Source organism: Candidatus Palauibacter sp. (genome assembly GCF_965216145.1).
Lineage (GTDB): Bacteria > Gemmatimonadota > Gemmatimonadetes > Palauibacterales > Palauibacteraceae > Palauibacter.
The window spans coordinates 3,339,930-3,360,000 of the sequence record NZ_OZ244149.1; the positions used below are offsets into that span (position 1 = coordinate 3,339,930).

The 20,071-nt window shown below is 69.6% G+C and carries 19 protein-coding genes and 1 tRNA gene (1 of these 20 running past the window's edge); 13 read left to right on the forward strand and 7 right to left on the reverse strand.

Going from position 1 to position 20,071, the window contains the following annotated elements:
• Positions 1 to 15: 15 nt before the first annotated feature.
• From ACOOHF_RS14310 to ACOOHF_RS14340, 7 genes are read left to right on the forward strand one after another with little or no spacing between them, the layout of a single operon-like run.
• Complete coding sequence (locus tag ACOOHF_RS14310; protein WP_420462181.1) at positions 16 to 1,782, forward strand: cytochrome c oxidase subunit I; 1,767 nt, start codon at positions 16 to 18, stop codon at positions 1,780 to 1,782.
• 42 nt (positions 1,783 to 1,824) lie between these two features.
• A complete protein-coding gene (locus ACOOHF_RS14315; protein ID WP_419935506.1) occupies positions 1,825 to 2,439 on the forward strand; it encodes a cytochrome c oxidase subunit 3 in 615 nt (204 codons plus the stop codon).
• A 37-nt stretch (positions 2,440 to 2,476) separates the two neighbouring features.
• Positions 2,477 to 2,782, forward strand: a complete 306-nt coding sequence (locus ACOOHF_RS14320; RefSeq protein ID WP_419166451.1) for a cytochrome C oxidase subunit IV family protein — start codon at positions 2,477 to 2,479, stop codon at positions 2,780 to 2,782.
• A gap of 19 nt (positions 2,783 to 2,801) precedes the next feature.
• A complete protein-coding gene (gene cyoE, locus ACOOHF_RS14325; protein ID WP_419935507.1) occupies positions 2,802 to 3,722 on the forward strand; it encodes a heme o synthase in 921 nt (306 codons plus the stop codon).
• Between the two features lie 29 nt (positions 3,723 to 3,751).
• A complete protein-coding gene (locus tag ACOOHF_RS14330) occupies positions 3,752 to 4,003 on the forward strand; it encodes a hypothetical protein (RefSeq protein WP_420462182.1) in 252 nt (83 codons plus the stop codon).
• A 13-nt stretch (positions 4,004 to 4,016) separates the two neighbouring features.
• Positions 4,017 to 4,973 carry a hypothetical protein gene (locus tag ACOOHF_RS14335; RefSeq protein WP_420462183.1) on the forward strand — a complete coding sequence of 319 codons (957 nt, stop codon included), beginning with the start codon at positions 4,017 to 4,019 and terminating at the stop codon, positions 4,971 to 4,973.
• Positions 4,961 to 5,617 (forward strand): non-canonical purine NTP pyrophosphatase, encoded by a 657-nt coding sequence (locus ACOOHF_RS14340; protein WP_420462184.1) that lies wholly within the window; start codon positions 4,961 to 4,963, stop codon positions 5,615 to 5,617. The genes ACOOHF_RS14335 and ACOOHF_RS14340 overlap by 13 nt, the downstream gene beginning before the upstream one ends.
• Here the strand turns inward: ACOOHF_RS14340 and ACOOHF_RS14345 are convergent.
• Positions 5,599 to 5,672, reverse strand: a tRNA-Pro gene (locus tag ACOOHF_RS14345). The two genes, ACOOHF_RS14340 and ACOOHF_RS14345, sit on opposite strands and share 19 nt — an antisense overlap.
• A 62-nt stretch (positions 5,673 to 5,734) precedes the next feature.
• On the opposite strand from ACOOHF_RS14345, the gene ACOOHF_RS14350 reads away from it, so the two are divergent.
• The 6 genes from ACOOHF_RS14350 to ACOOHF_RS14375 are packed head-to-tail and all read left to right on the forward strand — an operon-like array spanning position 5,735 to position 13,632.
• Entirely contained in the window at positions 5,735 to 8,836 is a 3,102-nt protein-coding gene (locus tag ACOOHF_RS14350; RefSeq protein ID WP_420462185.1) for an Npt1/Npt2 family nucleotide transporter, read from the forward strand.
• Between the two features lie 7 nt (positions 8,837 to 8,843).
• On the forward strand, positions 8,844 to 9,335 hold the full coding sequence (locus ACOOHF_RS14355; RefSeq protein WP_420462186.1) for a response regulator: 492 nt from the start codon (positions 8,844 to 8,846) through the stop codon (positions 9,333 to 9,335).
• A complete protein-coding gene (locus ACOOHF_RS14360; protein ID WP_420462187.1) occupies positions 9,332 to 10,138 on the forward strand; it encodes a sensor histidine kinase in 807 nt (268 codons plus the stop codon). The genes ACOOHF_RS14355 and ACOOHF_RS14360 overlap by 4 nt, the downstream gene beginning before the upstream one ends.
• Positions 10,125 to 11,105, forward strand: coding sequence for a hypothetical protein (locus tag ACOOHF_RS14365; RefSeq protein WP_420462188.1), 981 nt, complete (start codon positions 10,125 to 10,127; stop codon positions 11,103 to 11,105). The genes ACOOHF_RS14360 and ACOOHF_RS14365 overlap by 14 nt, the downstream gene beginning before the upstream one ends.
• A 23-nt stretch (positions 11,106 to 11,128) precedes the next feature.
• Entirely contained in the window at positions 11,129 to 12,439 is a 1,311-nt protein-coding gene (locus tag ACOOHF_RS14370; RefSeq protein ID WP_420462189.1) for a metallophosphoesterase, read from the forward strand.
• Positions 12,436 to 13,632 carry a 6-bladed beta-propeller gene (locus tag ACOOHF_RS14375; RefSeq protein WP_420462190.1) on the forward strand — a complete coding sequence of 399 codons (1,197 nt, stop codon included), beginning with the start codon at positions 12,436 to 12,438 and terminating at the stop codon, positions 13,630 to 13,632. Before ACOOHF_RS14370 ends, ACOOHF_RS14375 begins: the two co-directional genes overlap by 4 nt.
• Positions 13,633 to 13,675: 43 nt before the next feature.
• Here ACOOHF_RS14375 and hutI read toward each other — a convergent pair whose 3' ends face one another.
• The 6 genes from hutI to ACOOHF_RS14405 form a co-directional block, all read right to left on the reverse strand.
• Positions 13,676 to 14,908, reverse strand: a complete 1,233-nt coding sequence (gene hutI, locus ACOOHF_RS14380; protein ID WP_420462191.1) for an imidazolonepropionase — start codon at positions 14,906 to 14,908, stop codon at positions 13,676 to 13,678.
• 16 nt (positions 14,909 to 14,924) lie between these two features.
• On the reverse strand, positions 14,925 to 16,583 hold the full coding sequence (hutU, locus tag ACOOHF_RS14385) for a urocanate hydratase (RefSeq protein WP_420462192.1): 1,659 nt from the start codon (positions 16,581 to 16,583) through the stop codon (positions 14,925 to 14,927).
• Positions 16,580 to 17,455 carry a glutamate formimidoyltransferase gene (gene ftcD, locus ACOOHF_RS14390; RefSeq protein ID WP_420462193.1) on the reverse strand — a complete coding sequence of 292 codons (876 nt, stop codon included), beginning with the start codon at positions 17,453 to 17,455 and terminating at the stop codon, positions 16,580 to 16,582. Before ftcD ends, hutU begins: the two co-directional genes overlap by 4 nt.
• 47 nt (positions 17,456 to 17,502) lie before the next feature.
• The gene (gene hutH / locus ACOOHF_RS14395; RefSeq protein ID WP_420462194.1) at positions 17,503 to 19,137 is read right to left on the reverse strand and encodes a histidine ammonia-lyase; all 1,635 of its coding nucleotides are present in this window, start codon (positions 19,135 to 19,137) and stop codon (positions 17,503 to 17,505) included.
• Complete coding sequence (locus ACOOHF_RS14400; RefSeq protein WP_420462195.1) at positions 19,134 to 19,985, reverse strand: chlorite dismutase family protein; 852 nt, start codon at positions 19,983 to 19,985, stop codon at positions 19,134 to 19,136. Before ACOOHF_RS14400 ends, hutH begins: the two co-directional genes overlap by 4 nt.
• A gap of 67 nt (positions 19,986 to 20,052) precedes the next feature.
• A protein-coding gene (locus tag ACOOHF_RS14405; protein ID WP_420462196.1) for a TM2 domain-containing protein crosses the window boundary here: on the reverse strand, positions 20,053 to 20,071 show its 3' portion. 593 nt of this gene lie beyond the right edge of the window; only the last 19 of its 612 coding nucleotides appear in the window; its start codon lies beyond the right edge, outside the window — the gene reads right to left on this strand; the stop codon is at positions 20,053 to 20,055.

Below are 20,071 nucleotides of genomic sequence, written 5' to 3' on the forward strand. Positions count from 1 at the left end.
TCGAGAAAGGCTGATATGGCGACGATCATCGCGGAGGCGACCGGACAGGCGATCCTGCACGAGGAACACGAGCAGTCGTTTCTGCGCAAGTACATCTTCTCGACCGACCACAAGGTCATCGCGCTCCAGTTCCTGTTCTACACGCTGTTCTTCCTCATGATCGGCGGACTGCTCGCGATGCTCATGCGATACCAGATCGCGTGGCCGGCGCGGGGCCAGCTGCCGCTGGGCGGGATCTTCCCCGAGAGCATGGTCGCGAGCGGGTACATCCTGCCGGAGTTCTACAATTCGCTCGTCACGATGCACGGTTCGGTGATGGTGTTCCTCGCCATCATGCCGATGCTCGTGGGCGTATGGGCGAACTACCTCATCCCGCTCCAGCTGGGGACGCACGACATGGCGTTCCCGCGGCTCAACATGCTCTCCTTCTGGGCGATGGTGCCGGCGGGCATCCTCACGTTGTGCAGCTTCTTCGTGGTGGGGGGCGCGGCGGGGGCCGGCTGGACGCTCTATGCGCCGCTCAGCGCGCGTCCCGACCTGTCGGGCGTCGCGCTGGGCCAGATCATGTGGCTGGCGGCACTCGTTTTCGTCGGGCTGTCGTCGATTCTCGGGTCGGTGAACTACATCACCACGGTGATCAACCTGCGGGCGCCCGGGATGACCTGGATGCGCATGCCGCTCACGATCTGGTCGCTGTTCATCACGGCGATTCTCGCACTGCTCGCCATGCCGGTGCTGTCGGCCGCGGGGATCATGCTCATCTTCGACCAGACGATCGGCACGAGCTTCTTCCTCCCGGAGGGTGGCGGGCAGCCGCTCCTGTGGCAGCACCTGTTCTGGTTCTTCGGCCACCCGGAGGTCTACATCCTGATCCTCCCGGCGATGGGTTTTACGTCGGAGATCCTCTCGGTGGGGTCGCGGAAGCCGGTGTTCGGCTACAAGGCGATGGTGCTGGCGCTTGTCTCGATCGCCTTCCTCGGCTTCATCGTGTGGGGCCACCACATGTTCCAGAGCGGGATGAACCCGATGCTGGGGCTTACGTTCACGGTTTCGACGCTCTTCATCGCCGTGCCCTCGGCGATCAAGACGTTCAACTGGATGGGCACGATGTGGCGCGGGAACCTCCAGCTCCACTCGGCCATGCTGTTCGCGATCGGGTTCGTGGCCATGTTCGCGATCGGAGGTCTGTCGGGCGTCTTCATGGCTTCGACACCGGTCGATATCTATATCCACGACACGTACTTCATCGTGGCGCACATCCACTATGTGCTCTTCGGCGGGAGCCTGTTCGCTCTCTTCGGCGCGATCTACTTCTGGTACCCGAAGATGTTCGGCCGGGTGATGAACGAGACGCTGGGCAAGATCCACTTCTGGCTCACCTTCGTCTTCTTCAACCTGGTCTTCTTCCCCATGCACGGCGTGGGGATGGTGGGGATGATGCGGCGCATCTACGACTCCACCGGCTACGCGCACCTGCAGGGGATCGAGGACACGAACGCGCTCATCACGTGGTCGGCGTTCGTACTCTTCGCCTCCGGCTTCCTGTTCGCGTTCAACTTCTTCTGGAGTCTGAAGAAGGGGGAAAAGGCCGGGGCGAACCCCTGGAACGCGACGACGCTGGAGTGGCAGACGCCGTCGCCGCCCAAGCACGGCAACTGGGAGGAGATCCCCGTCGTCTATCACGGCCCGCACGAGTACAGCCACCCGGATGTGGAGGACAAGGACTGGCTGGCGCAGAATGAACGGCCCGATGTCGTGAGTCCGGCCCCGGACAGCCACTAAGAGTCGATCAGATCGAGATCGGATAGGAAGGGAACAGACCAGATGGCACACGCCGCGACGGCAGGCAGAGTCCCCGAACCTGGGATCGATGTCTACACCCAGAAAGTCGGAATGTGGGTGTTTCTGTGCTCGGAGGTGATGTTCTTCGCGGGCCTCATCGGATCCTATGTCGTGCTTCGCTTCGGGGCCGCCGACACGTGGGCGAACCCCGGGGACGTACTGAACGTGCCCGTGACCGCGGTGAATACCTTCATCCTCGTCTGCAGTTCGGTGACGATGGTGAAGGCGTTCGCGGCCGCGCAGGAGGGGGATCAGAGGGGGATCAAGCTCTACCTGCTGGGGACGACCCTCCTCGGGGCCAGCTTCCTGGGCGTGCAGGTCTACGAGTACACCGAACTCGTCTTGCACGCCTCGTGGGAGGGGAGCCACGGGTTCACGCCGGCCGCCGGACTCTACGGCGCGACGTTCTTCACCATGACCGGGTTCCACGGCTTCCACGTCCTGCTCGGCGTCATCTGTCTGGCGTGGGCCACGATTCGCGCCCATCGAGGCCACTGGGGCGCGGACAATACGCACGGGATCGAAGTGCTCGGCCTGTACTGGCACTTCGTCGATCTCGTGTGGATCATCCTGTTCACCATCGTCTACCTGATCTAGCACTTGCGGCTGCGGCCCGGAGCTACGGAGCGAACGAATGAGTGAAGCTGGAGCGCACGCGGCGGACGCCGTGGAAGATCACGGACACGAGCATCCGAGGTACATGCTCATCTGGCTGTACCTCTTCATCCTCACGGTCCTCGAGGTGTTCGTCGCGTTCCTCGGGATCTCCAAGTGGATGATCGTCGTATCGCTGCTCATCATGGCCGTGTGGAAGGCGCTGCTGGTGGCGCTCTACTACATGCATTTGAAGTTCGAGCCCAACCGGCTGCGGCTGGTGGCGCTGGCGCCCCTGCCGGCCGTGGCCATCATGATCATCGCGATCATGATGGAGTACGTTTAGCCCGCTTCCGGAGCCGGCGTTGGAAGCGAAGAGCATCCCCACGGTCCCCGCACTGCCGCTCGGCGGCGTGGCGGCGCGCGGCGTCGGCCGGAGGGCGTTGAAGGACTACCTCGAGCTCACGAAACCGCGGATCACGGCGCTCGTTCTGGCGAGCGCGGCGGCCGGTTTCCTCCTGGGCACGGCGAGCTTCGATCTCCTTCTCTTCGCGCACACGATGATCGGCGTCGGTCTCGTCGCGGCCGGCACGAGCGCGATGAACCAGGTGCTGGAGCGGGACGTGGACGCCCTCATGCGCCGCACCCGCTCGCGGCCGCTCCCGGCCGGGCGCGTCGACACGCTCCCCGCTGCCTTCTTCTCGGGCGGCCTGGCCGCGGCGGGCATCGCGTGGCTGGCGGTGGCGGCCAATCCGCTCACGGCCGTGCTTGCCGCCGCGACGTTCGTCTCCTACGACTTCGTCTACACGCCGCTCAAGCGCGTACACTCGCTTTCGACCGTGATTGGCGCGGTGCCCGGAGCGCTGCCGATTCTGGGCGGCTGGACGGCCGCCACCGGCGAGTTGGGAGCCGGTGGCTGGGCCCTGTTCGGGATCCTTTTCGTCTGGCAACTGCCGCACTTCCTCGCCCTCGCGTGGCTGCTGCGCGATGACTACGGGGCGGCGGGGCTGCGCATGCTCTCGGTCGGCGACCCGGGCGGACGGCAGACGCGGCGCCAGACGGTCCTCTACACCCTCACCCTGATCCCCGTGAGTCTGATGCCGAGCGTGCTCGGCCTCACGGGTCCCGTCTACTTCGCGGCCGCGCTCGTTCTGGGCGGAGGCTTCCTGTGGGCGGCGCTGCGGTTCGGTCGCGAGGCGTCCGCGGCGCGGGCCCGGCGTTTGTTCCGGGCCTCCATCCTGTATCTTCCACTGCTGATGGCCATCCTCGTGATGGACAAGGTCTGACTCACATCGCCGTCATCGCCGAGCCCGTGTTGAGCATTACAGCCACATATGTCTACGCCGTCGAGGCGACGCTCCAGATGCAGCATACGCCCGACCAGCAGGCGGGATACGTGTGGATGTTCGTCTTCATGGCGGCGATGCCGTACCTCCTCCTCCTCGTCATCGGGGGCGGGATATTCCGCGCCCGACGGCGCCAGCGCGAGCGAGAGGTCGAGATGGCGCTGCAGGAGCAGCGGGAGTGGGAGACGGCCCAGGCCGCCGACGCGGATTCCGCATGCTGAGCCGGACGCGGCGATGCTGACGCGCCGCGTCCGGCACGGGCTCGTTGGCGGGCTGCTGGGCGGCTTCGTCCTCGCCGTCCTCTTCTACTTCTACGACCTGGGCCAGGGGATGCCGCTACGCACCCCCGCGTTCCTGTGGGGGGCGATCGTGAGCCGTGCCGAGGTCGAGCCCAGCGCGGGAATCATCGCAGGATTCACGGTCATCCACTTCGCGGCGTGGGGCGGGCTCGGGATGCTGGCCGCGGCGCTGGTTCGCTGGGCCGGCCTGCCGCGGAACGTGCTGATCGGCGCGCTGTACGGGCTCTTCGTCTGCTCGCTCGCGTTCTACGCCGGCCTGATTCGGGCGCCGTCGTCACTCGTCCTCTCCGCGCCGGGCTGGCCGGCCGTCTTCTTCGGGAACGCGCTCGCCGGGGTCGTGATGTTCACCCATATGCACTGGGTGAGTTCCGAACCGGGGGTGGTGGGCGTGGTGAACTTCCTCCGGACGCACGAAGTCACCCGTCACGGGATCTACGCCGGGTTGCTGGGCGCCCTCGTCGTCGCGGTCTGGTTCCTGATCATCGACACGATCCTGCGCGAGCCCTTCTACACGCCCGCGGCGCTGGCGACGGTACTGTTCCGGGGGGCCCCGACCGCCACCGGAGTGGAGATCGCCGCGGCCCCGATCCTCGGCTACAGCCTAGCCCATTTCGCCTTCTTCGTGCTGTTCGGGGTCATCGTTTCGGGCCTCGCAAGACAGGCGACCAGGTTTCCGCCGCTCGTGCTGGGAATCCTGATCCTGTTCGTTGTGTTCGAGGTCTTCTTCATCGCGATGGTGGCGATGTTGGGCGGCTGGATCCTCCAGGAACTCGCGTGGTGGTCCATCCTCGTCGGGAACGTCTTCGCGGCGCTCGTCATGGTCGCCTATCTGTGGAGGGCGCACCCCGAACTCGCGAAGCGCCTCACCTCGGAGCGCATTTGGGCGGACTGAACCCGCCTCCGGTTCTGGTCGCCACGCGCAGCGTTCACAAGCTCCGGGAAATCCGGGATCTTCTCGCCGATCTGCCGGTCCGGCTGCTCGGGCCGGTGGAGTTGGGCCTTCCTGAACGGGAGGAGGAAGAGGAACTCGAGCCTTTCGAGACCTTCGCGCTCAACGCGCTCTCGAAGGCGAAGTACTTTCACGCGCGGTCGGGTCTGCCGGTCCTGGCGGATGACTCCGGTCTGTGCGTGGACGCGCTCGACGGCGGCCCCGGTGTCCGGACCCGGCGCTTCGCCCCCGCCGAATGGGCGGACCGCTGGGGACGGGACGAGGCCAACAACCGGTGGCTGCTGGAACGTCTGGCCGGCGTGGCGGAGGGGGACCGGGATGCGCACTATCGGTGCGCGGTCGCCCTGACCGACGAGCTACGGCACGAAGTCGTGGAAGGCGTCGCGCGGGGGCGCATCGTACGCGCGCCCCGCGGTGAGGGGGGGTTCGGATACGACCCGCTCTTCGTACCCGCGGGTTACGGTCGCACGTATGCGGAGTTGCCGGAGGCGATCAAGATGGAGACGAGCCACCGGTCCACCGCGCTGCGGCAGGCCAGGGGGTGGATCGAAACGCATGTCGTGCGGAGTCGGGGCGGCCGGATTTGAACCGGCGACCCCCTGCTCCCAAAGCAGGTGCGCTACCGGACTGCGCCACGCCCCGAAGGGCCGAAAGATGGCCGCCAGCGGAGGTCGAAGCCACCCCGCGGCCGTGAAGGAGAAGACATGAAGTTCCGAGGGGCCTTCGAACGGCGGCCGGAGACGGGGAAGCTGCTGGCGATGATGGGCCTGGCGGCCCTCGTCCTGTTCGTCATCGGGATCCTGCGGCCCCTGCGGAGCGCCTTCGCCCTCTCCGGGCTCGCAGTGGGCGATTTCTACCAGGTCTACTTCGTGAGTGCGGCCGTCATCGTCGTCGCCCCGATTTACAACTACCTGTCGGACCGGATGTCGTGGCGCCGGCTCATCCCGGCCACCGCGGCCTTCTTCGCCGCGAGCATGGTTGTCTTCCGGTTGCTCTACCAGCCCGACACCGCGTGGTTCGGGCTCGTCTTCTACGGATGGTACGACCTGCTGGCGGCTTCGCTCGTCACGCAGTTCTACATTGCCACGCAGATCTTCTACAACGCGCGCGACGCCAAGCGCGCCTATCCCGTGGTCATCGCGGCGGGCTCGGGCGGGGCGACGCTGGGCGCCTTCACGCATGTCCTGTGGCCCGGGGGTGGCGGCTCGGAGAACCTGCTCCTGGTCGCCGGCGTCGCGCTCCTCATCCTCGCGTTCGGGATCGCGGCCGTATGGGCTCGCGAAGCGCCGGAGGCACCGCCGGCGCCGGCGCGGCGGGACGACCCCGAGTTGGAGAGCGGTGAACTCCGCCGCATGGCCGCGAACCCTCAAGTGCGGCTCATCGCGGCGACCGTTCTCCTGACGATCGTGGTCAAGCAGTTCATCGACTACCAGTACAACACGCTCACCCGGGAGGTCTTCACCGACGTAGGCGCCATCGCCGGCTTCCTGGGTCTCGTCGACGCCCTCACGCAGTGGATGCCGATCCTCGTCCTCCTCGCCTTGCGGCCGATCCTGCGGCGCTGGGGGGCGGCGGTGGCGGTCATCATCTTCCCGGTCGCCGTGATGTTCGCGACCGGCGCCCTCGCGGCGGCCGTATGGCTCTCCGTCGGGGCCCTCGCCGTGGCGACGGGGGCGCGCACGATGGAGAAGGTGTTCCGATATTCCGCGGAACGGACCGGGCGCGAGATCCTCTATGTCCCCGTCCCGGAGGACATCAAGTTCAAGGCCAAGTCCTACATCGATGTGGCGATCGAGAAGGGGCTCGGGAAGGCACTCTCCGGCGCCCTCATCGCCATCCCGTCGCTCGCGCTCGCCTCGGTCTCGCTCACCGGCCGTCTCCTCCTCATCGGAGTCCTCGGACTGGGTTTCGCGGTCGCGCTCCTCATCGCGTTCCTGAAGGTCCGGCGGGAATACGTGACCAGCCTCGCCCGATCGTTCGAGGGCCGGTTCGCGAGCCTGCGGGGGACGTTCGTCTCGATGGCCGACGTGGGGGCGCTGGACCTCGCCCGCGAGGCGCTGCGGGATGAGCGGCCGCTCAAGGTGGCCTTCGCCTTCGACCTGCTGAACGGTTCCACGCCCGAGGATGTCGCGGCGCTCTCCCCCGAACTGTACCGGCTCCTCGAACACGAGAGCCCCGACCTGCGGGCCCGAGCGCTCGGGGCGCTGCGGCGAGCCCCCTCTCTCGAGGACGAAGCCGCGATCCGCGCGCGCCTCACGGACGAGAGCGCACGCGTCCGGGAGGCCGCGGTTCGGGTGCTCGCCTTCAGGGCGGGACCCGCCCCCCGGGACATCCTGCTGCCCCTCCTCGACGCGGAGTCGGGCGCGACCCGGACCGCCGCGCTCGCGTGTCTCTCGCACGATTTCGGCTCCCCCCGGGCCGAGCGCATCGCCACGCCGAAGTTCGAGAAGCTCCTCCAACGGCGGGCCGGGGGCGCGCTCGACCTCGAGGGGGCGTTCGAGCTGGCCTCGGCGGCGGGACTCGTGCCGCACCACCCGGCCGTGGACGAGGTCGTGCGGGAGCTTGCGGCCCACGCGGACGACGAGGTCGCGGCAGCCGCGGTCCGCAGCGCCGCGCGGCTCCCGCAGCCGAGCCTCGTTCAGGTCGCCATCGCCGCTCTGGCCCACGCCCGGACCCGCGCCGCCGCGCGCCACGGGCTCGCGCTGCGAGGCGAAGAGATCGTTGCGCCGCTCCTGCGGGCCCTGGCCGACCCGACCGCCGACCCGTGGGTGCGGCGCGGGGTAGCGAGCGTGCTGGGCGAGATCGCGACGCCCGCGACCGTGGACGCGCTCATCACGTCCTACCTACTGCCGGAGACGGAACAGGCGCTCGATGACCAGGCCCTCGTCGCGCTGCACCGCCTCCGCAGGACACACGACCACCTGTCGTTTCCCGAGGACCGGGTACTCGAGGCGGTGGATCGCGAGCTTCGGACTTCCGCGCGCTACGCACGCGCCTCGGCGACGCTACGCGAAGTGGACGCCTCGACCCCGCGCACCCTCCTCCTGCGGGCACTCGAGGAAGCTCGTCGCGACCGGCGGGCCGGCGTGTTCCGCTGGCTGGGGCTCGTGTATCCCGAACGGCCCATGCGTCGCAGCTATCTGGCGCTCGACAGCGACGATCCACGGCGGCGGGCCAACGCCCTGGAATGGATCGAGAGTACGGTCGGTCACGCGGTCTTCTCGCGGCTCGAGCCCTTCCTGGCGGACGCCGCCCCGGCGGACGCCGGGGCGGCGCCGCGGGAGGCACTGCGAGACCTCTGGAACGACGAGGACGACTGGATCGGGATATGTGCCCGCCGGGTATCCGCACAGATTGAAACAGACATCCAGCCGGATGTCGAGGGAGAAGAGATGGAACTGATCGAGAAGGTGTTCCGCCTGCAGAACGTGGACCTGCTCGCCGGCGTGAAGAGCCGGCAACTGGCCCTCCTCGGGTCCATCGCGCGGGAAGTCGAGGCGCGGGAGGGGGCGGTGTTCATCCGCAAGGGAGAACCGACGGACGCCCTCTACCTCGTCATCCGCGGCGAAGTTTCGCTCGAGGGGGTCGGGCAGGGTTCGGTGACGATCGCGGATGGGCAGGCGTTCGGCACCTGGGCGCTGATCGACGAGCACCCGAGCCTCGTCGAGGCGCGGGCTACCCGGCCGACGCGCGTCCTCCGCATCACCCGGGAGGACTTCCGCGACCTCCTCATCGACCACCCCGAACTCGGCCTCGACCTCCTCCGCGGGCTTGCGAGTCGCGTCCGCGGCCTGGCCGTGGCATGATTGCCGTATGAAGAGAGATGAACTGAACCGCGGCGCCGGCACGGTCATGGTCGTCGACGACGAAGCCATGGTCGTCGGGGCCATCCAGGGGTTCCTGGAGCTGGAGACGGATCACCGCGTGCTTCCCTTCACGTCTCCGCGTGCTGCGCTCGAGCGGCTCCGCGAGGAGGCCGTCCACACGATCGTCGCCGACCTGATGATGCCGGAGCTGGACGGGGTCGAGTTCCTGACCCGGGCCCGGCAGGTGCGGCCGGAGGCGACCCGTATCCTCCTCACCGGCTACGCGGACAAGGAAAACGCGATCCGCGCGATCAACGAGGCCGGCCTCTTCCAGTACATCGAGAAGCCTTGGGACAACGACGCTCTCGGGTTCGCCATCCGGAACGGGGTGGAACGCAGTCTTCTGTTTCGGGCGTTGAGCGACCGAATGGGAGAGTTGGAGGCCGCGCACGAAGAGCTGGCGGGATTCCGCGAACGCTGGATCCACGCGTTCCTGTGACGGGGTCCGCAGCCGAGGCTACGGCCAGGGAGATCACGCAGGCGAGGCTCGCCACGCTCGGCACCCTCGTCGCCGGGATCGCGCACGAACTCAATACGCCGCTGGGGGCGCTCAACAGCAACCACCATGTGATTGAGCGTGCGCTGCTCAAGCTGGGGGTGATCCTCGAAGACGAGGTCGTGACCACGGACGAGCTCGACGAGGTGCGAAGGGTCGTGCGGGCCACCGAGTCGGTGCTGCGGACGAACCGCATCGCGGTGGAACGCATGGTGACGCTGGTCCATAACCTGCGGAACTTCGGACGCCCCAGGACCTCCGAGGCCCGGCCGGTGGACCTGCACGAGGGGCTGGAGGGCACGCTGGTCCTGCTGGGGCACGCCCTGAAGGAGATCGACGTCGTGCGGGATTTTGGCGATCTCCCGCCGGTCGTCTGCCACCCGAATCGGGTCAACCAGATCTTCATGAACCTCATACACAACGCCGCCCAGGCGATGCCCGACGGCGGTTCGCTGACGGTCCGGACGCGGGCGGAGGGAGATCGCGTGCATGTCCGCGTGGCGGACACGGGCCGCGGCATCTCGCCCGAGGACATCGGGGAGATCTTCGAACCCGGCTTCACCACCAAGGGCGAACGCATCGGGATGGGTCTGGGACTGGCGATCGCACTCCAGATCGTCCACCAGCACCGGGGCGAGATCTCGGTCGAGAGCGAGCCGGGGCGGGGGACGACGTTCGACGTGTACCTGCCGCTTCGGCCGCCGCGGGATCGCGAACGGAAGGAGGCCCCGGATGCGACTCCGTGATCTCCTGCGCGTCGCGGTCGTCGTCGCGGGCGTGCCGGCCGCCGTCGCGGCCCAGGACGCGAACTTCCTCCTCCCCGTCGCGGAGATCCACAGCATCCTGCGCGAGGGTGAGATCGAGGTCATCGACGTCCAGCCGTCCCGCGGCCTCCCGGGCGAGCGCACCTACCGGGTCACGCTGCAGTCCGGGGACCGCGTGCTCCAGATCAAATACGCCCCCGCCGGCGAGGGCGCGGACGAGTTCAACAACCGGCCGCGCTACGAACTGGCGGCCTACGCGGTCCAGGACCTCTTCCTCGATGAGCGCGAGTGGGTCGTCCCCCCGACCGCGATCCGGGCGTTTCCGCTCGACGTCGTCCGGGCCACGGTCGCCCGCGCGGGCGATTCGACCGTGCCCCCGGAGCCGACGTTCGGCGACTGGCGGATGACGCTCGTCGCGCTCCAGTACTGGCTGTTCAACGTCGATCTCCCCGAGGACCTGCCGGATCGAGACCTCCTCGCGGAAGACGAGGTCTACGAGCGCCTGCTGGGGAACTTCAACCTCTTCACCTACATCATCCGCCACAGCGACTCGAACCGGGGGAACTTCGTACAGTCGCTGGATCCCGCCTGGCCGCGCGTGTTCAGCGTGGACAACGGGGTGGCGTTCGCGAGCGAGGAGAGCGACCGCGGCACACGGTGGCGCGACCTGCGGCTCGACCGATACCCGGTCTCGGCCATCGATCGACTGCGCGGCGTCACGCTCGAGGAGTTGCAGGCGCGTCTCGGGGTCCTCGTCCAGTTCGAGATACGGGAGGGGAACTTCACGGAGGTGGAGCCGACGGAGAACCTCGACCCCGGCCGCGGCGTCCGCCGCGACGCGGAGCGGATCCAGCTCGGGCTCACGGACTCGGAGATCCGGGCCGTCCATCGCCGCATCGTCCGGCTGCTCGAGTGGGTCGATGACGGCCGTTACGGGCTGATCCCCTGAACGCGCGGCCTCGAATGTCCGTGATGCGGGACGATTCGGGACCCGGCCGCCCGGGGCTGGTGGGATGCGCCGTGGCGGCGGCGGGGCTTGGATGGCTGGGCGGCCCCGGGACGCCGGTCGGGCACACGTCCCCGCCCGCCGAGCCGGAGCAGATCGCGTGGCGCTTCGGGGGCGAATACGGGCTCTACGTCGGGCTCGACTCCGCCGGGCTGGAGGTCCGCTGGCTCACGGACGAACCGGCTCCCGGGCTCGTGCGCGCGCTCGTGAACGACAGGGTGGTGGACGAGCAGCGGACGCCGCGGGGTGACGCACACGAGGCAGGGCTGCGCGTGGAGGCCCCGGTCGTCACGATCGAGTACGGCGCGGACGGTGCGGACCGCCTCCACCGCACAGAAATCCGGCTGGAGCCTCCGCCGCGTCCCGGAGTCGACCTGCCCGGGTCGGACTCGGTATTCGTGTTCGGGGACGTGCACGGCGAGTTCGACCGCGTCCTGCAACTTCTCGCACGCGCCGGCCTCATCGACACCGAACTGCGCTGGACGGGCGGGGGCGCCACGCTCGCGCTGCTCGGAGACCTGTTCGACCGGGGGGATGATGTGACCCGCCTCCTCTGGTTCGTGTACGGGCTGGAACGGGAGGCCGCGGCCGCGGGGGGGCGCGTCCTCACGCTGCTCGGCAACCACGAGGCGATGGTCATGTCCGGGGACCTCCGCTACGTGTCGCCCAAGGAGGCGGGGATCGCCGAGCGGCACGACATGTCCTACCAGAAGCTCTTCCACCCGGCGACATCCATCCTCGGCCGCTGGCTCGCCGGGAAGCCCGGACTCGTCCGGCTCGGCGACCTGCTGCTCGCGCACGGGGGCGTGAGTCCCGCCTATCTGGACTACTCGGTCCGGAGTTATCAGGACACGCTCGGAACGTTCATCTCGGAACCGCTGTTCACGGGCTGGCACGACCCGGAGTTCCTGGAGGCATTCGCGGGCGAGACCTCGCTCGATTCCGCCCAGGTCTACCGCCGCTACGAGTTCTTCTTCGCTTCGGAGAGCGTGCTCTGGTACCGGGATCTCGTGCTCACCGACACGCTGGGGGCGCACCTCGACGCCCTCCTCGACCGCTTCGGCGCCTGCGTCCACGTGGTCGGCCACACGCCGGTCCGCACGATCCGGCAGAGCTACGGAGGCAGGTTGATCGCGGTCGACCTCCTCGACGCCGCTGCGGAGATGCTCCTCCTCGCGCGCCGACCGGGGGGCGGCTGGGACCGGTTCGCGGTCGGCTTCGCGGGCGACCCGCGACCCCTCGGGCCCGCGCCGGAGGCAGGGCTGGCAAACAGGTGAGAATCCCTCGGCGGCGGGCGCATGCCGTTGTCGGCCTGGTCCTCCTGGTGGGCGCGTGCGGCGGCGAGGACGAGGGAGAGCTCCGCTTCGGGCCACCGCTCCCTGCGCTCGCGCGGGACCTCACCATCGGCTTGGAAGAGGAGGATCCCCATGAATTCGAGCAGATCGAGGACATTGAGGTAGATTCCGATGGGAACATGTACATCCTCGACGGACGCGCGCGTCGCATCGCGGTCTTCGATCGGGAGGGTCGGTTAAGGATCGCCTTTGGGCGGGAGGGGGAGGGGCCGGGAGAGTTCGTGTGGCCGCATCAGCTCGCTTGGATCGGCGAGGATCTCGCCGTTGTCGATCGCGGGGCCGTCCGGATCTCGGTGTTCCACCGGAGCGGAGCGTTACGGGACACCTGGACGGACCCCCTCTGGCAATCGGTCGTCGAGTTGTCCTCGGTCGGGGACGACCTGCTGGCGGTGGAGCAGCGGGCCCGGAGGGAGCCGTTCGAAAGCCGACGCTATGACGCTGTCTACGTGAACCTCGTCCGCCTGCCGGGAGAGATCGTGGACACCGTGGCCACGTGGGTGGATTCGAGCGTCGTTCAAGTGAGGTATCGCGCGCTAGCGGCCCGGTTCGGCGGACCGGGGCTCACCCAGGTTCGGGCGCCGTATGGGCCGCGCGGCGTATGGGACAGCCGCGGTCCCGAGATCCTGCACGGGTTCGGAAACGAGTACCGAATCCACCGCTTCGTCGTAAGTGATGGAAGAGCGCATCGCGCCGGCGACGTCTCGCACGATTTCCCGACGCCTCATTTGTCGGCCGCCGAACGTGACAGCATCCGCAAGACCATCGCCGACCTCGATGAGCGGTTCGACCTGGACCCGAGGATGCCCATTCCTATCCCCCGCCAAAGGCCGACCTTCGACCGCATGGTCCTCTCGGGGGACGGAACCCGCGTGTGGTTACGCACGTTCCGGCATGGCGACCCCCGTCTGCAAATGTGGGATGTTCACGATTGTGATCTGGCATATCTGGGCTCGGTGTCGCTGCCGCGGGAAATGTGGGTCTACGCCGTGGCAGGCCACGCCCTTTACACCGCAGGTTGGACCTCGCTCGACATCCCCTACGTTGCGCGATACCGCGTCCCGGCCGACTTGGCCTCTCCTGCCGAGGGCTGCCCCACGCGGGGTCGCGACCCCTGACCGCGAGCGCCGCACGCAACTGGCGCCCAGGGACGGCCGCGGGCTAGGCCTCCGCGAGGTGGCCGTGCCGGATCCTGCCGCCGGTCACGGCGGCTGTGCACGCGTTGGGCCGCAGGTGATAGAGCCAGTGCTCCACGTCCGGGGCGTCGATGACCGCGAAATCCGCGGCGGCTCCCGGCTCCAGCGACCCCACCGTGCCTTCGAGGCCGATGGCTCGGGCCGCGTAGCGGGTCGCGCCCTTGAGCGCTTCCGAGGGGGTCATCCGCTGGCGCGCGCAGGCGAGGGTCAGCGCGAATGGGAGGTGATACGAGGGGGCCGTGCCGGGATTGAAGTCGCTGGCGACAGCCACCGCTACACCGCCGTCGATGAGCGCGCGGGCCGGGGGCGGCGCCTGGTCAAGGTAGAGCGTTGCGAGCGGCAGCGTGACGGCGACCACGCCGGCCTCGGCGAGCGCCGCGATCCCGGCTTCCGAGACGCACTCCAAGTGATCCGCCGACACGGCCCCGACTTCCGCAGCCAACTCGGCTCCCCCGCCTCCGCTCAACTGGTCCACGTGGAGCTTCGGCCGCAGTCCCAGCGTGCGTCCGCGTGCGCAGATCCGACGCGCCTCGTCGGCCGAGAAGGCCGCGTCCTCGACGAACACGTCGACGAAATCGGCCAGCCCGCGTTCCGCCACTGCGGGGAGGATTTCGTCTACGACCAGATCGACGTAGCCCGCCCGGTCCCCGGCCCATTCCGGGGGGACCACGTGGGCGGCGAGACAGGTCGAGACGATGCGCGCCGGTCCTGTCTCGTCGAGCCGCCGATACACTCGCAGGAGACGCAGTTCCGTCTGGAGGTCCAGTCCGTATCCGCTCTTCGCCTCCACCGTTGTGACCCCGAGCGACACCATCGCGGAGAGAAACCCCCGCGCGCGTTCCAGGAGCGCCTCCTCGTCGAGGGCGCGGGTGGCGCGCACGGTGGAGGCGATCCCGCCGCCCGCGGCCGCGATCTCAAGGTAGCTTCGGCCCCGGACGCGGTCGGAGAACTCGCCCGCCCGCCAGCCGCCGAAGGCGAGGTGCGTGTGGGCGTCGATGAGCCCGGGGATCACGAGGCGCCCACCGGCGTCCCACGCCGGCTCCTCTGCGTACTCCGGCGGGAGCGCGGCCGCCGAGCCCACCCAGCGCACGATCCCGTCCTGCCACACGAGCGCGGCGTCCCGGATGAGCCCGATGTCGTCCTGCCCGGACGGGTTCGCGCAGGTCGCGAGGCAGCCGATGTTCTCGAGCCGGGGCATGGGCGGGCGTCCGGGGCTACTCGAGCATGGGGAGGTCGACCCCGCGCTCCCGGGCCGTCGCGATCGCCTCGGGGTAGCCCGCGTCCGCGTGCCGCATCACGCCGGTCCCGGGGTCGGCCGTGAGGACGCGCTCCAGCCGCCGCCCGGCCGACGCCGTGCCGTCCGCGACGCAGACCATGCCCGCATGGGTCGAATACCCGATCCCCACGCCGCCCCCGTTATGGATCGAGACCCAGCTCGCGCCGCACGCCGTGTTGAGCATCGCGTTGAGAAGCGGCCAGTCCGCGATCGCGTCCGAACCGTCCCGCATGCCCTCCGTCTCGCGGTTCGGCGACGCGACGGAGCCCGTATCCAGGTGATCCCGCCCGATCACGATCGGCGCCTGGACGCGGCCTGTCTTCACGAGCCAGTTGAAGCGTTCCCCCATCTCCGCCCGTTCACCGTATTCGAGCCAGCAGATGCGGGAGGGGAGACCCTGGAAGTGCACCCGTTCGCGCGCCTGCCGAATCCAGCGTCCCAGCGCTTCCTTGTCGGGGAACGTCTCGAGGACGGCTTGGTCCGTCGCCGCGATGTCGGCGGGGTCGCCGGAGAGGGCGACCCAGCGGAAGGGGCCGGCGCCGCGGCAGAAGAGCGGCCGAATGAAGGCGGGGACGAACCCCGGGATTTCGAACGCCTCCGCCATCCCGCGCAGGTCCGCCACCTGTCCGCGCAGGTTGTTCCCGTAGTCGAACGCGATCGAGCCGGCCGCCCGAAGCGCCAGCATGGCCGACACGTGCGCGACCATCGAATCGAGTACCCGCTTCACGTACCCGTCGGGGTCCGAGGCGCTCATGGCCTCGGCCTCCTCCACGGAGAGCCCCGCCGGGATGTACCCGAGCTGGAGGTCGTGCGCGGACGTCTGGTCGGTGAGGACATCCGGCACCACCCCGCGATCCACGAGTTCCGGCAGCACCTCGGCGATGTTCCCGAGCAGGGCCACGGAGAGCGCCTCCCCCCGGCCCGCGGCACCCGACACCAGATCGAGGGCCTCGTCGAGGTCCGTCGCCATACGGTCGCAGTAGCCCGTCTCGAGTCGCCGGCGGATGCGGTCCTCCCGAACTTCGACGCCGAGGAAGGCGCCCCCGTTCATCGTCGCGGCGAGCGGCTGCGCGCCGCCCATCCCGCCCAGCCCGGCGCTCACGACGAGCCGCCCGGCGAGCGAGCCGCCGAAGTGCCGGCGCGCCAGCTCCGCGAACGTCTCGTACGTCCCCTGCAGGATCCCCTGCGTGCCGATGTAGATCCACGACCCGGCCGTCATCTGCCCGTACATCGTGAGGCCCAGCGCGTCGAGGCGGCGGAACTCGTCCACGCTCCCCCAGCGAGGGACGAGGTGGGCGTTCGCGATCAGGACGCGGGGGGCTTCGTCGTGGGTCCGGAACACCCCCACCGGTTTCCCGCTCTGCACGAGGAGCGTCTCGTCGTTCTCCAGACGCCGCAGCGTCTCGACGATCTTCGCGTAGCACGCCCAGTCGCGCGCCGCCTTGCCCGCGCCTCCGTACACGACGAGGTCGTCGGGGCGCTCGGCCACGGCCGGGTCGAGGTTGTTCATCAGCATCCGGAGGGCCGCTTCCTGCTGCCAGCCCTTGCAGGAGAGGGCCGTCCCGCGCGGCGCGTGGATGGGTCCGGCTGGCTTCATTCCGATGCTCCGGTTCCGGTCGACGAGAACTCCAATATCTGATCCGGCGCCAGGTCCGCGTCCAGACGCCGTGGATCGAGGCCGCGCAGCGCTTCGGCCGGTACCGGTCCGATGAACTCCGACCCTGCCGTCGCAACGCCCTCGGCCCGCGCGCCCTCGAGGATCCGATCGTATACCGTCGGGATCGGCGTGACCTCATACCGCGTCAGATTGATCGAGACCTGGGTCAGGCCCCGGCGTTCGAGAGAGATTCCGAGCGCCCGGACGTGGGGGAGCCCGCCTGCCGATGCCCGGATGGCCGCCGCGATGCGACGGGCCGGACCCGGATCCCGCGTATCCAGATTGACGTTGAAGCGGACCAGCGGCGCGCGCACCCCCACGACGACGGCTCCCGCGGTGGCATGGGGCGCCGCCGGCCCCAGATCCGGTCTCCATTCCGGTCGGGCCAGCTTCCCGGCCAGGCCCTCGAACTGCCCGGCCCGGATGCGGGGCAGGGAGGCCCGTTCCCCGGAAGCCGCCGAGCGTTCGTAGAAGAAGACCGGAACCCCGCGCGCCGCGACCCGCTCCCCGAAGCTCCGCGCCGCGGCGAGCGCCTCCGCCTCGGGGCAACCCGGCCCCCGCACGAACGGGACCACGTCCAGCGCACCGAGCCGGGGGTGCACACCCCGGTGACGCCTCAGGTCGACCGCCTCGTACACCTCGGCCGCGAGGGCCGCCGTGGCCTCGACGACGCCTCCCGGGTCTCCCAGATAGGCGAGGACCATCCGGTGGTGGTCCGGATCCGCCGAGCGGTGGATGAGTTCGACGCCCGCCGTCGCCGCCACCGCCTCCGCGAAACGGGCCATGCGCGTCTCGTCACGGCCCTCGCTCACGTTCGGCTCGCAGAGGAGCCACCCCCGGCTGCGCCGGCTCTCGGGCCTCAGCGGGGTGCCGGAGGCCAGAGATCGCCCAGCGCGGCGGCCGCCGCCCGCTCCAGTCTCCCGTCCTCGATCGCGACCTCCAGCCGTTCCACGTCGGCCGCCAGCGAACGGTCCGCAACCACGGGGGAGACGCACGGCCGCACCGCCTCGTAGACGGCGCGCGTCCCCGCCCCCAGGCGCTCATCCCCGCCCGGCCGGAGGTACACGGCCTGCGCCGCGCTCAGCAGTTCGATCGCGAGGACCGCCCGCGTGTTGTCGAGGATCTCGCGCCCGTGTCGGGCCGCGTTCGCCCCCATGCTCACGTGGTCCTCCTGGTTCGCGCTCGTCGGGATCGAGTCGACGGAGTCGGGGTGCGCGAGCGTCTTGTTGTCCGAGACGAGCGCCGCCCCCGTGTACTGGAGCGACATCAACCCGCCGTGAAGCCCCGGCTCGGCCACGAGCATGGCGGGGAGTCCCCAAGAGAGTTCCGGGGTGAGCATGCGAAACACGCGCCGGTCGGAGAGGCTCGCGACATCCGCCATCGCGATGCCCAGCGTGTCGAGCCACAGCGCAGGCCCCGCCCCGTGGAAGTTGCCGCCCGACACGACGGCCCCCGGGGCCGACCCCGCCGCCGGGAAGACGAGCGGGTTGTCCGACACGGCGTTCAGCGCCGCCTCCACCCGCCCCGAAAGGAAGGCCACCATGTCGTGGACCGGGCCCAGGACCTGGGGGGTGCACCGGAGGCTGTACGCGTCCTGCACCCTGTCGGGATCGGAATCGACGAGCCCGCTCCCCGCCAGCAGCGCCCGCAGCCGCGCCGCCGTGGCCACCTGGCCGGGCTGGTTGTTCGCCTCGTGCAACGCCGGATCCAGCGCCGCCGAACAGGCGAGCAGTCCCTCGAAGCTGAGCGCCGCCGCAAGTTCCGCGTGGAGCAGCAGCATCCTCGCGTCGTGAAGCTGCAGTGCGGCCCCCGCGACCATCATCGCGGTGCCGTTGGTCAGCGCCAACCCCTCCTTGGCTTCGAGGGCCGGGCGGGCGATCCCGGCCGCCGCCATCGCCGTCGCTCCGTCGGTGCGGCACCCCTCGAACCAGGCCTCGCCGCTGAAGGGGTCCGCATCCTCGCCGACGCCCGAAGTCGCGACGGCCGCCATGTGCGCGAGGGGTGCCAGGTCGCCGCTTGCGCCCAGCGACCCCTTTCCGGGCACGACGGGCGTCACGCCGCGGTTCAGCATGGCGATCAGCGTGTCGATGATCACCGGCCGCACACCCGAGGCCCCCCGGGCGAGCGAGTTCGCCCGCGCGAGGAGCATGCCGCGAACCCAGTCTGCGGGCAGAGGCGGCCCCAGCCCCGCCGCGCACTTGAGGATGAGGTTCCACGAAAGCCGCGCCGCGTCGCGCGGCGCGATCCGGGTGCCGGCGAGCGACCCGTAGCCGGTCGTGATGCCGTAGATCCTCTCGCCCGGCCGGGCGAGCGCCTCCAGCACGGTGGCGCGGCTCGCCTCCACCCGTTCCCGGGCCGCGCCCGCGAAGGGCTCCACCCGGGCCCCGCCGCGCGCCACGGCGACGACCTCCGGTATGGTGAGGCGGGAGGAGAGCGCGACGGCCCCCGCCTCCGGGCCCCGGCCCCCTGTCGACCCGCCTTGCTCGCCGCTCATCGGGCGGTCGGGGAGGGAAGCAGTGCCTCGAAGTCTCCGGCGGAGAGGCGTTTGCCGACGAGGAAGGGGCCGAATTCCGCATACTCCGCGCTCGCCGCATCGTAGCGCATTTCGCTGATGATGGCCTTGAACTCGAGTGGATCCGCGGCCCACAGCGTTACCGCCCACTCCCAATCGTCCAGTCCCATCGATCCGCTGATGACCTGGGCGATACGGCCCGCGAAGCGCCGCCCCACCGTTCCGTGCGCGGCCATCAGCGCGGCTCGGTCCTCCAGGGTGAGCGCGTACCAGTTCTGTCCCGGGTTTCGCCGCTTGTCCATCGGGTAGTAGCAGACGTAAGGCATGTGTTCGGGTTGCCGTGGCTGAAGGCGACGGCGGACGAACCCCTTCTCGCGCTCCGCGGCCAGCGCTTCACCCAGGGCGTCATCCCAGGCGGCGCGGTCCGTCGGGTCGACGCGGCCCACGAGGTCCCTGGTGAGGGCGTAAAGACCCAGCTCCACGACGGACAGATACTCCTCCCGCATGAGGACGTAGTCGCCCCAGGGGGAGAGCTGCAGCCCGTGTCCGGCCTCGATGAGCCGGTCGAGCGAGTCGCGGAAGTGAAGGACGAGGAAATCGACGCCACCGCCCGCCACGCGGTACACGCCCGACCAGCCCGGCTCGGCATCGGTCGCCCACCTTTCCGCGAGCGTGACGAAGCTCGCCACGGCTCCGCGCGCGTCCGCGGGATCGGCGGCCTTGAGCGCCGGCCAGTCCACGCTCAGCGACTGATGGAGGACGTACCAGCCCTCCAGCGAGGCAGGAGGGATCTCGGCGGCCGGAAGGTCCGTGCGGGTGTTGCGAGGCATGGTCGGTGTATTCATCGCCGCACGAAGCTGTGGCGGGCCCGCGCCGACCGCAACGTCCCCCGGGCTGTCAGTTGAAGGGTCCGGCG

Bases quoted from the DNA above. Each gene is read 5' to 3' on its own strand.
- hutU (WP_420462192.1), bottom strand. From the start codon at position 16,583: ATGAAGCCAGCCGGACCCATCCACGCGCCGCGCGGGACGGCCCTCTCC.
- ACOOHF_RS14315 (WP_419935506.1), top strand. From the start codon at position 1,825: ATGGCACACGCCGCGACGGCAGGCAGAGTCCCCGAACCTGGGATCGAT.
- ACOOHF_RS14365 (WP_420462188.1), top strand. From the start codon at position 10,125: ATGCGACTCCGTGATCTCCTGCGCGTCGCGGTCGTCGTCGCGGGCGTG.
- ACOOHF_RS14310 (WP_420462181.1), top strand. From the start codon at position 16: ATGGCGACGATCATCGCGGAGGCGACCGGACAGGCGATCCTGCACGAG.
- ACOOHF_RS14355 (WP_420462186.1), top strand. From the start codon at position 8,844: ATGAAGAGAGATGAACTGAACCGCGGCGCCGGCACGGTCATGGTCGTC.
- ACOOHF_RS14370 (WP_420462189.1), top strand. From the start codon at position 11,129: ATGCGGGACGATTCGGGACCCGGCCGCCCGGGGCTGGTGGGATGCGCC.
- ACOOHF_RS14400 (WP_420462195.1), bottom strand. From the start codon at position 19,985: ATGCCTCGCAACACCCGCACGGACCTTCCGGCCGCCGAGATCCCTCCT.
- hutI (WP_420462191.1), bottom strand. From the start codon at position 14,908: ATGCCCCGGCTCGAGAACATCGGCTGCCTCGCGACCTGCGCGAACCCG.
- ACOOHF_RS14335 (WP_420462183.1), top strand. From the start codon at position 4,017: ATGCTGACGCGCCGCGTCCGGCACGGGCTCGTTGGCGGGCTGCTGGGC.
- hutH (WP_420462194.1), bottom strand. From the start codon at position 19,137: ATGAGCGGCGAGCAAGGCGGGTCGACAGGGGGCCGGGGCCCGGAGGCG.
- ACOOHF_RS14350 (WP_420462185.1), top strand. From the start codon at position 5,735: ATGAAGTTCCGAGGGGCCTTCGAACGGCGGCCGGAGACGGGGAAGCTG.
- ACOOHF_RS14320 (WP_419166451.1), top strand. From the start codon at position 2,477: ATGAGTGAAGCTGGAGCGCACGCGGCGGACGCCGTGGAAGATCACGGA.